General features: G+C 73.3%; 11 protein-coding genes. 7 read left to right on the top strand and 4 right to left on the bottom strand.

Features of this window, described 5'->3' with window-relative positions; genetic code table 11:
* The 4 genes from VF665_RS26015 to VF665_RS15365 all read left to right on the top strand — a co-directional run.
* The coding region (locus tag VF665_RS26015) for a DUF4129 domain-containing protein (RefSeq protein WP_414678865.1) at positions 1-176 on the top strand (176 nt) is incomplete at its 5' end.
* Complete coding sequence (locus VF665_RS15375; RefSeq protein WP_331054317.1) at positions 169-1353, top strand: DUF4350 domain-containing protein; 1185 nt, start codon at positions 169-171, stop codon at positions 1351-1353. The genes VF665_RS26015 and VF665_RS15375, both read left to right, overlap by 8 nt.
* A 2-nt stretch (positions 1354-1355) precedes the next feature.
* On the top strand, positions 1356-2318 hold the full coding sequence (locus tag VF665_RS15370; protein ID WP_331054318.1) for a MoxR family ATPase: 963 nt from the start codon (positions 1356-1358) through the stop codon (positions 2316-2318).
* Between the two features lie 5 nt (positions 2319-2323).
* The gene (locus VF665_RS15365; RefSeq protein WP_331054316.1) at positions 2324-3625 is read left to right on the top strand and encodes a DUF58 domain-containing protein; all 1302 of its coding nucleotides are present in this window, start codon (positions 2324-2326) and stop codon (positions 3623-3625) included.
* A gap of 197 nt (positions 3626-3822) precedes the next feature.
* Here the strand turns inward: VF665_RS15365 and VF665_RS15360 are convergent, their stop codons facing one another.
* From VF665_RS15360 to VF665_RS15345, 4 genes are all read right to left on the bottom strand, one after another.
* The gene (locus VF665_RS15360) at positions 3823-4374 is read right to left on the bottom strand and encodes an NYN domain-containing protein (RefSeq protein WP_331054315.1); all 552 of its coding nucleotides are present in this window, start codon (positions 4372-4374) and stop codon (positions 3823-3825) included.
* 263 nt (positions 4375-4637) lie between these two features.
* Positions 4638-5033, bottom strand: a complete 396-nt coding sequence (locus VF665_RS15355) for a hypothetical protein (RefSeq protein WP_331054314.1) — start codon at positions 5031-5033, stop codon at positions 4638-4640.
* The gene (locus tag VF665_RS15350; RefSeq protein ID WP_331054313.1) at positions 5030-5656 is read right to left on the bottom strand and encodes a sigma-70 family RNA polymerase sigma factor; all 627 of its coding nucleotides are present in this window, start codon (positions 5654-5656) and stop codon (positions 5030-5032) included. The genes VF665_RS15355 and VF665_RS15350 overlap by 4 nt, the downstream gene beginning before the upstream one ends.
* 6 nt (positions 5657-5662) lie before the next feature.
* On the bottom strand, positions 5663-6253 hold the full coding sequence (locus tag VF665_RS15345; protein ID WP_331054312.1) for a hypothetical protein: 591 nt from the start codon (positions 6251-6253) through the stop codon (positions 5663-5665).
* Positions 6254-6620: 367 nt separating this feature from the next.
* Here VF665_RS15345 and VF665_RS15340 point away from each other — a divergent pair, with 367 nt between their 5' ends.
* The 3 genes from VF665_RS15340 to VF665_RS15330 all read left to right on the top strand — a co-directional run.
* Complete coding sequence (locus VF665_RS15340) at positions 6621-7853, top strand: tetratricopeptide repeat protein (RefSeq protein ID WP_331054311.1); 1233 nt, start codon at positions 6621-6623, stop codon at positions 7851-7853.
* A 65-nt stretch (positions 7854-7918) separates the two neighbouring features.
* Positions 7919-9508: a S41 family peptidase gene (locus tag VF665_RS15335; RefSeq protein ID WP_331054310.1), complete on the top strand. Its 1590-nt coding sequence runs from the start codon at positions 7919-7921 to the stop codon at positions 9506-9508.
* A 707-nt stretch (positions 9509-10215) separates the two neighbouring features.
* The coding region (locus VF665_RS15330) for a DUF4112 domain-containing protein (RefSeq protein ID WP_331054309.1) at positions 10216-10553 on the top strand (338 nt) is incomplete at its 3' end.

Raw genomic sequence — 10553 nt, 5'->3', positions numbered from 1 at the left:
CCAGCAAGACCCCCGGCGACTACCGCCGCGAGGTGCGCGCCCAGCCGGACGCGGCGCGCACCCTGACCGGGTTCCTGCGCCGCTTCGAGCCGGTGGCGTTCGGCGGGCGCGCGGTGGATGCGCAGGCGTACGAGGCGCTGCGCGAGGCCGCCCGCGCGGAGGGCGCCCATGGGTAGCCGCCGCGACACCATCCTGCTCTTTGCCCTGATCGCCCTGGTGCTGATGATGGGCTTTCTGGCGCGCAGCGTGGAGGGCGACAACGTGCGGGACTTCCGCGCCAGCAGCTTTCTGACCAGCCCGGGCGGGGCCGGCGCGCTCTACCAGACGTTCCGGGAGCTGGACCTGCCCGTGCGGCAGCGCACGCAGCCGTACGTGGAGGCCGACCCCGTGGGCGCGGTCACGGTGCTCATTGCCCCCGGCGAGTCGCCCTCCCCCACGGAGGTGCACGCCATCCTGCGGCGCGTGCGTGAGGGCGGAACACTGATCTTTGTGCTGGAATCACAGGGCGGCGCGGGTCCGCTGTACGATTCGCTGGGCGTGTACCCGCACCTGCTCTCGTACATCGGGGAGAACCGGGGCCGGTACGACGAGGGGTTCACCGCGCAGGCCGCCCCGCACCCGTGGACGGCCGGGACGCGCCGCGTAAAGAACATCCGCGCCACCTTTGCCGACAGCAGCGAGGCGCTGCAGCGCAAGGGCGTCACGCGCCTGCTGACGGTGGGGCGCGAGGTGGCGGCGCTGCAGTGGCGCGAGGGGAAGGGCGAGGTGCTGGTGTGGGCCAGCCATGCCCCGCTGACGAACCGCAACCTGCGCGGCAGCGGCGCCGCGGGCATCCTGGCGCGCGCGGCGGCGCAGGGCGCGGGGGCCAAGGGCCGGATCGAGTTCGGCGAGTGGTACCACGGGTTCCGGGGCGAGGGAAGCGTGCTGCGCGGTCTGCGCCGCTTTCTGGTGCACCACCCGGCCGGGCACGCGGCGCTGCAGGCCATGGCGGTGCTGCTCCTTCTGCTCCTGGCGGCGGGGCGGCGCTTCGGCACGCCGCTGCCGGCCCCGCCCGCGCGGCGGCGCTCGCCGCTGGAGCACGTGGAGGCGCTGGCCGGCGCGTACCGGCAGGCGGGGGCGCGCAGGACCGCGCGGCGGCTGCTGGTGGCGGGATTGGCGCGGCGGCTGGGCCGGCGCGCCCCCGCGGACGAGGCGGGCGCGGCGGAGTTGATCGGCCGGCTGAGCGCGGCGAGCCCGGTGGGGCGCGAAGCGGCGGCGGCGCTGCAGACCGAATGGAAGCGCGGGGGCGACGCCGACCTGGTGTCCGTGGCCCGTGGCGTGGACAGGCTCCTGGACGAGGTCAGAAAAGCGTGAGCATGGTGGAAACGAACGAGGTGGCGGCCGCCAAGGCGCACCGGGTGCTGGACGAGCTGGGGACGGTGGTGCTGGGGCAGGAAGACATGCTCCGGCAGATGATGGTGGCGCTGCTGGCGGGCGGCCACGCGCTGCTGGAGGGGGTGCCGGGAACGGCCAAGACCCTGTCCATCCGCTCCCTGGCCATGGCGCTGGAGCTGCGCTTTGGCCGGGTGCAGTTCACCCCGGACCTCATGCCGACGGACCTGATCGGCGTGAACGTGCTGGACGAGTTGAAGCGCGACTTCAGCTTTCACCCCGGCCCCATCTTTACCGACCTGCTGCTGGCGGACGAGATCAACCGCGCCCCGGCCAAGACGCAGGCGGCGCTGCTGGAGGCCATGCAGGAGCGGCAGGTGACGGTGGACGGCAACACCCGTCCCCTCCCGGCCGGCTTCACCGTCTTCGCCTCGCAGAACCCGGTGGAGTACGAGGGCACGTATCCGCTCCCCGAGGCGCAGCTGGACCGCTTCCTCCTCAAGATCACCATCGGCTACCCGGGGCTGGAGGCGGAGCGCGCCATTCTGGACCGCTACGTGGGCGGGTTCAGCGCGGACCGCGCGGAAAGCTTCGGCATTCGCCCCGTGCTGGCGGCGGGAGAGCTGATCGCGCTGCGGCGGGCCGTGGCCACGGTGCACGTGGAGCCGACGATTCTGGACTACATCACGCGGATCGTGCGCTCCACCCGCGAAGAGCCCAGCCTGGGGCTGGGCGCCTCGCCCCGCGCGGGCGTGTCGCTCTTTCTTGCTTCGCGCGCGGAAGCGTTCCTGGCGGGCCGCGACTTCGTGGTGCCGGACGACGTCAAGGCGCTGGCGCTCCCCGTGCTGCGCCACCGCGTGGTGCTGACCCCCGAGGCCGAGGTGGAGGGCCAGTCGGTGGACGGCCGCCTGGCCGGGCTGCTTTCCACCCTTCCCGCCCCGCGCTGACCGGCGTGCGCCTGAACGTGCTTCCCACGGGCCGCTGGCTGGCGCTGGCGGCCGCGGCCTCGCTGGTGTTTCTGGTCAACGCGCCGCTCGCCCTGCTGCTGGACGCCCTGCTTCTCGCGGCGCTGGCCGCGGACGCGCTGGCCGTCCCCGGCGCGGACCGGCTGCGGGTGTCGCGCCGGTCGCCGCCGCGCATCGGGTTGGGCGCGGAGGCGGAAGTGGCGCTGCTGCTGGACAACCGCATGGCGCGCCGGGTGCGGGTGCGGGTGACGGACGACCTGCCGCCCCTGCTTTCGCGCGTGGGGGCCGACGTGATGGACGTGTGGCTGGGGGACCGGCGCGAGGAGCGCGTGCCCTACACCGTGCGCGCCGACCGCCGGGGCGACGCCGTGCTGGGCGACTTGCACCTGCGGGTGGCGGGCCCGGCGGGCTTTGCGTGGCGGCAGCGCACAGTGCAGCACGCGGACCCGCTGCGCGTGGTGCCGGGGGTAAACGAGGTCAAGCGCTACCGCCTGCTGGGGCTGCGCAACCGTCTGCGCGACGCGGGGTTCCGCAACGTGCGCCAGCGCGGCGAGGGTGGGCAGTTCGAGAGCCTGCGCGAGTACGTGCGTGGCGACGACCCCCGCAGCCTGGACTGGAAGGCGTCCGCGCGGCGCGGCGGGCTGATTGTGCGGCAGTACCAGATCGAGCGGCGGCAGAACGTGATGCTGTGCATCGACGCCGGCCGCCTGATGACGCAGAAGGTGGGGGATCGCGAGCGGCTGGACTACGCGCTCACGGCCGCGCTGCTGCTGGCCGACGTGGCCGGCGTGCACGACGACGCGGTGGGGCTGCTCGTCTTTTCCGACCGGGTGCACGCGTATCTGCCGCCGGCGCGCAACAGCATGGCGCGCCTCTCCGAGGCGCTGGGGCAGGTGCACGCCAGCATGGTGGAGCCCAACTATCCCGCGGCGTTCACCTACCTGGCCAAGCAGGTGCGCAAGCGCAGCCTGCTGGTGCTGTTCACCGACATCCTGGACCCGCTCTCGTCGGCGGCGGTGGTGTCGCAGCTGCGGCGCGCGGCGGAGCGGCACCTTCCGCTGGTGGTGGCCATCCGCAACCCGGACGTGGAGGCGGCCGCCGCCGAGCCCGCGGACGACGAGCCCGGCGTGTACCGCCGCGCCGCGGCCGAGGAACTGCTGCAGGCCCGGGCCGCCGCGCTGGCCTCCATGCAGCGCTCCGGCGTGCTCGTCGCCGACACGCGCCCGGGCGACGCCGTGCCCGCCGTCATCAACCGCTACCTGGACGTCAAGCGGCGCGGCTCGCTCTGAATTCCCGCGTACACGGAAAACAGCAATCACTAACAGAGGCACAGAGACACGGAGAACAGACCAAAGGAGTTCTTGTTCTTTCCTCTGTGTCTCTGTGCCTCTGTTGGAGCCATTCTGTTTCTAAGGACGGATGCACCACGCCCGCCGCGATCACGGGGATCGCGGCGGGCGTTCGTGCATCCGGCTCCGGAGCCGGCTCAGAGCAGAAAGTTGGACAGCAGGTCGGGGGTGATGGTGGTGCGCTCGTCCACCTCGTCCCACAGGTCCTTGTGCGGCTGCTGCGGCCCGCTGCCGTGGTACAGGTGCACCAGCACGCCCTCGTTCTTGGCCGCGCGGATGGCGGGGAGGAAGTCGCTGTCGCCCGTGACCAGAATGGCGCGGTGGATCCGCTGCTTTACCGCCAGCATCGCCAGGTCTACGCCCAGGTAGATGTCTACCCGCTTCTGCTCAAAGATGGGCCGCTCCGTTTCGCGGTCCGTGCCCCGGTACTCCAGCTTGCCCTCGCGCACCTCGAAGCGGTTCAGCCGCGTGAGTGCGTTGAAGAAGCGGTGCTTGTTGTCGTACCGCTCCTGGTCCTGCTCGGAGGGGTTGGGGCCCATGTACGGAAGGCAGTGATAATAGTAGGTCCGCAGCAGCTCGTGCGGACGCGCCAGCTCCGCGGACAGCTGTCCGAAGTCGATGCGCGGCGAGCCGCAGTCCCGGGAAACCCGGTCAAAGTACCCGCCGTCGATGAAGATGGCTGCGTTCATGGGTGCCGTCCAAGTAAACAAAGACCCGCCGCGCGGAGCGGCGGGACAGCCTGTCGGCCGCCCGGGTGGCGGCCCGCGCGGGGTGGAGGAATTCGTCCCGGGCGTGCATGGTTTTACGGGTCCGGGCCGTCCGTGTCAAGCACCCCCACCCAGCGGCCATTCCCTTGCGCCGCAGAACCTTACGGCTCCCGCCACCGTGCGCACGTACTGCTCCCGGGAACCGGTGCAGTTGATGGTCTGGACGGTGGCGGAAAGGGTGCTGCTCACCCCCCGCGTTCGGCCGGCGCGCGCACGTCCACCACGTCGAGGAGGGCGGCGTCGGCGGCCTCGCCCGTGAGCAGCAGGTGCACCTGGTCGGGGAGCCCTTCGCGGACGGCGGCGTCGATCTCGCTCCGCTCCGCCGGGGTGAGCACGGGGGAGCGGGGGGTGAGCGCGGTCCATGCCACGCCCGCGATGCCCGCCGCGGCGGCCAGGGGCAGCAGGGCGCGGACGGCGCGCCGGGCCGGCGCCCGCACCGCGGCGCGGCGGCGGGCCAGCGGAAGTTCGGCGCGCGCGGCAATGCGGCCGCGCAGCGCGTCCCAGTCCGGCTCGGGTGCCGGGCCGGCCGCGTCGCGAAGCGCGGCGGACAGGAGGGGGTCGCGTTCCAGTTCGTCCATCATCCACCTTTCCTGTCATACACGGCGAGTGCGCTGCGCAGGGCCCGCCGCGCCTCGTGAAGGTGCCAGCGCACGGTCCCGTCGCTGATCTCCAGGATCTCCGCGATCTCCGGACCGGCGAATCCTTCCATCTCGTACAGTTCCACGATCACCCGCTGCCGCTCCGGCAGCGCGTCCAGCGCCTGGCGCAGCCGGTCCCGAAGTTCCGCCTGCTCCGCCTGCCGCTCCGGCGAGTGCGCACGCGCGGCGGCGTCTTCGGGAATGGGATCGGTGTGGCGGACCGCCCGCGCCTTGCGCTGGTTCAATCCCCGGTTCACCAGGATGCGGAAGAACCAGGGGGAAAAGGGGCGCGAGGCGTCAAAGTCGCCGATCCGGGCCAGCACGGTCAGAAAGGCGTCCTGCACCAGGTCTTCCGCATCCTCGCGGTTGCCCAGCAGCCGGTGCGCGACGGCGTACGCGCGCCGCATGTACCGCGTCACCAGCCGGTCGAACGCGCCGGGATCGCCCCGGCGCACCCCTTCCAGCAGAACGCGCTCGTCCTCCCCCGCCGCCGGGGCGGAGGGGGAGGACGGGGCGGGCGGTCCGGTGCGCGCCACGGGCGGCTCGCCGGGGCGAACGAGGGTCACGGCGAACTACGGGCGGGCGGCGGGCGCCTGCGTGCCCGGCGCGGTGCGGCCGGGGCGCGGGCCGCGCATGGGCCGCTGCCCGCGTGCGCCGCGGCGGGCGCGCATGCCGCGGGAGCGCGCTTCCTCGCGCAGCAGGCGGCGCACCTGCTGGCGCTGCGGTTCCGTCAGCACGCCGTTGGCCTCGCGCATGGCGCCGGCGATGTTTTCGCGCATCTGCCGCACCAGCGGCTGCATGGGCGCCGGCACCTCGCGCTCCCGCCGCATCCGCCGCATTTCCTCCCGGCGCTGCTCCTGGGGCATGGCCTGCAGCCGGGCGCGGCGCTCCGTCATCCACCGCTGCCGCTCCGCCGCCAGCCGCTCGCGCAGGGGTGCGTTGCGCGCCTCCAGCCCGCGCCCGATCTCCCGCAGCCGCGCCACCTGCGCGTCGGACAGGCCGATTTCGGCGCGGCGCTCCAGCAGGCGCTCCAGCGGGCGGCGCGCCTGGGCGCGCACTTCTCCCGCGCGGCGCAGGCTGTCCGGCCCGGCGGGGCTCTGCGCCGCGGCGGGCACGGCGGCAACGGCAAGCGCGGCCAGCGCGCAGCGAACGATGTTCTTCATGGAAAGTCGATCCCTGTAGTCGATGGTCCGGCACGGCGGCGGCGACGGCGCCGCGTTCCTCACCCCTCTATACCACCGGCCCGCGTACGGCGTTGGGGTGGGGATGACGCCGCGGCGCCCCGGTCGTCATCCCCGGGATCCCCCGCTCCTCATCCCGGCCTCGACAGGCCCGCCGGCAGGGCGGGAACTGATCCGGGCAAACAAATGCTCACCGCAAAGGTTGCGGCGGATGCGGCCGGGCGGTACTCTTTTCCCGCTTCCGCGAACCATCCGCAGCACGGCCGCGCCCGCCATTCCCGCCCGCCCGGCCCCGGTTTTTCCCCGCCGCAAGAACGCGGCGTGCGTCCACCGCCTCACCCGCTTTCCCATGCGCAACATCCTGCTTCTGGCCGCCGCCGCGGCCGCCCTCGCCGCGCCGGTGTGCGCGCAGCGCGCCCCCGTGGCCCCGCGCCGCCCCCCGCTGGCCGCCTCCGCCGACACCAACAGCGCGCAGGCGTACATGGCGCTGGGGATCGAGAACGTCGCCCAGCGCCCGCAGCTGGCCGCCGACGCCTTCTACTGGGCGGCGGAGATCGACCCGGGCTCGGCCGACGCGCTCTACGGCCGCTACACCGCCCAGTTGATGTCCGATCCGCGCCGCCTGGTGGACTACTGGCAGGGCACGCGGCGCGTGGTGCGCTCCCCCGAGGTGCAGCGGATGGACTCGCTGTACTTTCGCGCGCTCACCATGAACCCGTTCCTGTACCGCCGGTTCGAGGGCGACGTGTTCCGCACCTACCTGCGCGGCCTGGCGCGCAAGGAGCTGGAAAGCTCCGAGGGCGGCCACAGCGTTCCCGAGTCGGTGGTGGACCGGTGGGTCACCATGACCATGCAGAACGGCGGCCCCTCGCTGCGCGCGCAGGACGCGTACGGCAGGGGCAACTTTGAGGAAGCGCTGCGGCTGTACGACCAGGCCGTCCGCGAAGCGCGCCGCAAGTCGTGGCTGCGCACCGAGCGGGCCCGCCTGTTCGCGCACGTGCAGAACGACTCCGCGGCCGCGGCCGAGTTCGGCTTGGCCATCTCCGACCTGCGCCGCGAAGACGCGCGCGACATCGTGTACCTGTACGAAAGCAAGGCGCTGCTGGAGTTCGGCGTGGGCCAGCTGCACGAGCGGATGGGGAACCACGACGCGGCCAGGGAAGCGTACGGCCGCGCCATTGCCGAGGACCTGGCCTTCTACCCCGCCCACGTGCGGCTGGGCATGCTGGCCATGGCCGCCGGCGACACCGCCACCGCCGTGTCGGAAATGAGCCTGGCCGCCGAGGGCGGCGCCGTGGAGCCCACCGTGGGCTACGCCTACGCCGCCGTGCTGGCCCGCGCCGGCCGGGTGGACGACGCGGTGGCCAGCCTGCAGGGCGTCATCACCCGGGCGCCGTACTACGCGGACCCGTACCTGGTGCTGGGCGCGCTGCACGACGGGCAGGGCAGGCAGGCCGAAGCGCTGGCCGCGTACCGCGGGTTCGTTGCGCGCGCCGCCCGCAGCCACCCGCGCCGCGCCGCCGCCGAGGGGCGCATCCGCGACCTGGAAGCGGCGGGCGCCCCCTCCACGGGCGGCCGTTGACCCGGCGCGCCCGAACGCGCGGCACAGCGATGAGAGCTTTTCTTTCCGCCTCCGGAGCGATTTTGATGAAGACCCGTATTGCCGGGGTGGCGCTGCTGGCCGCCCTTGTTCTTCCCTCCGCGGCGCACGCGCAGCCCACCGGCGCCACCCGCCCGCGCACCCTGAGCGAGGACCTGCAGCTGTTCAGCCAGGTGCTCAACCAGATCCGGGTGAACCACCCGGACTCGCTGGACGCGCACCGGGTGATGATGTCGGCCATCCAGGGGCTGGTGAGCGCCACCGACCCGCACTCGTACGTGATCCCCGCCACCCGCCTGTCGGCGGACCGCCTGGCGCAGCTCCGCGCGGGACGGCTCATGGAAGTGCCCATCGAGTTCCAGTACGTGGGCTCCGTGCCCGTGGTGGCGGCCGTGGCGCCCGGCACCCGGGCCGCGCGGGAGGACATCCTGCAGGGCGACGTGCTGATCGCGGTGGACGGCCGGCCCGTGCTGGCGGAAAGCGCCATGGAGCTGTCCGCCTTTCTGGCCGGCCCGCGCGGCAGCACGGTGAACCTGCGCTTTGAGCGCGAGCGCACCGACGGCACCCGCGTGGAGCTGGACCGCCCCGTGCGCCGCGAGCGCGGGGACGAGGAGAGCGCCGTTCCCGTCGCCATCATGCTGGACGGGCAGACGGGGTACCTGCGCGTCACCACCTTCAGCAACGAGCGGGTGTTCGAGGACCTGCGCGCGGCCGTGTCGCGGCTGGAGAGCGCGGGAATGCGGCGCCTGCTGCTGGACCTGCGCGACAACGGCGGCGGCATCGTGAGCGAGGCGTCCAGCATTGCCTCGCTGTTCCTGCCCACGGGCGCCACCGTGTACATGTCCGAGGGGCGCAAGGCCGAGGTGCGCGACAGCGTCGTGGTGCGCGGCGGCCTGTTTCGCCGCGACCGGGCGTACCCGCTGGTGGTGATGGTGAACGAGGGAACGGCCAGCGCCTCGGAGCTGCTGTCGGGGGCGCTGCAGGACCACGACCGCGCGCTCATCGTGGGCCGGCCCACCTTTGGCAAGGCGCTGCTCATGCAGGGCTTTCCGCTCAGCGACGGCTCGCTGATGATGCTGGTGATCGGCCACGTAAAGACGCCCTGCGGGCGCATCGTGCAGCGGCAGTACCGCGGCATCCGGCAGGCGGACTACTACCGGCTGGCCCGGGCGCAGCGCGACACCGCCGGCCGCCCCACCTGCCGCACGGCGGGCGGGCGCACCGTGTACGGCGGCGGCGGCATCTACCCGGACGTGCTGATGCCGGAGGAAGAGCCCACGCCGTCGTGGCTGGCGCGGCTTTCGGAGCAGGGGATCGTGACCCGCTGGGTGGGCGCGTACCTCACGGAGCAGGCGGCGGCGTTCACCACGGCGGACGCGCTGGCCGCCAACCCCCGCCTTCCCGCGGGCGGGCTGGCCGGGTTCCGGGCCTTTGCCGCGCAGCAGGGGCAGACCCTTCCGCAGAGCGCCGATGCGGACCGCGCGCTGGAGCGCATGCTGCTCCCGGCGCTGGCGGGGGCCAGGTGGGGGGCGGCCGGCTTCTACCGGGTGACCGCCGCGCTGGACCCGCAGATCGCCGCCGCCGCCGCGGAATTCGGGCGCGCCGGGCAGATCCTGAACGCCGCTCCCTCGCCGTGATCTTGAGGATGCGGGTAGGATGACGAGGCGAAGGAGCGCTCCCGACCGGGGCGCTCCTTCTTCGTTGGCGGACCGGGCACTTAGCACTCCGCACTCCGCACTCTGCACTTCCGTCGGGCGTGCCCCTCCGCTGCGCTCCGGGTCGGGCTTCGCGCGCCGTAAGGCACGGTACGACTGTGCCTAACGGCGCCGAGCCCCCTGCGTTGCGGGCAACGGTACTGCTGTTGCCCCTCCACTCCGGGTTCTCGGCCCTCCGGGCGCGAATCCCTCACGCAACTCACCGCATCGGCCGCATCGTGAGCATCGGCCGCCGGAAAGCGGACCCGCGCCGCACCCCGCCGGGCCCAGCCGACACCGCCCGCCTCCGCACGCCGGCCTGGGGTGTGCTCCCTCTCCCACATCTGTTCGTGGGAGAGGGTCGTCGTGCGCAGCACGCGGGGTGAGGGCCACATCCCGCGGCAGAACGACACTCCGGTGCACACACCGCAATCGTGGCGTCTGCCCGGGATCCCTTCCGATCCCCCGTCCCGCTCACATCTCGCCTCGCGGAGCGGGGGCGGCGCTGAAGGGACGCTCCCGTCGGGCCCGAACCGCCGCCCCGGGCTTCCGGGCGGACGGCACGCTCCTTCTATATGCGTCCGCATCGCAGCCCGCCTGCAGCGTGCTGCTGCGCTCGCCGGCGCATCCATCCACCTGAGCGGATCTCCATGAGCATCGACGACCGTCCTCCCGCGCGCGACGACCGGCTGCGGCGCCTGGATTCGCTCAGCTACCTGCTCGACAACTCCATCCGCCTTCCCGGCACGCAGGCGCGCGTGGGGCTGGACGCCGTCATCGGCCTCATCCCGGGCTTCGGCGACGTGGCGGGCTCGGCGCTGTCGGCGTACATCGTGGTGCAGGCGGCGCGGATGGGCGCGTCCGTCCCCACCCTGCTCCGCATGCTGCTGAACGTGGGGCTGGAGGCGCTGGTGGGCACCGTGCCCTTTGCCGGCGACCTGTTCGACGCCGCGTGGAAGGCAAACGCCCGCAACGTCACCCTGCTGCG

The organism is Longimicrobium sp. (genome assembly GCF_036387355.1).
Lineage (GTDB): Bacteria > Gemmatimonadota > Gemmatimonadetes > Longimicrobiales > Longimicrobiaceae > Longimicrobium.
Note: the sequence above shows the minus strand (reverse complement) of the source record. Positions and strands in the feature narration are given on the sequence as shown.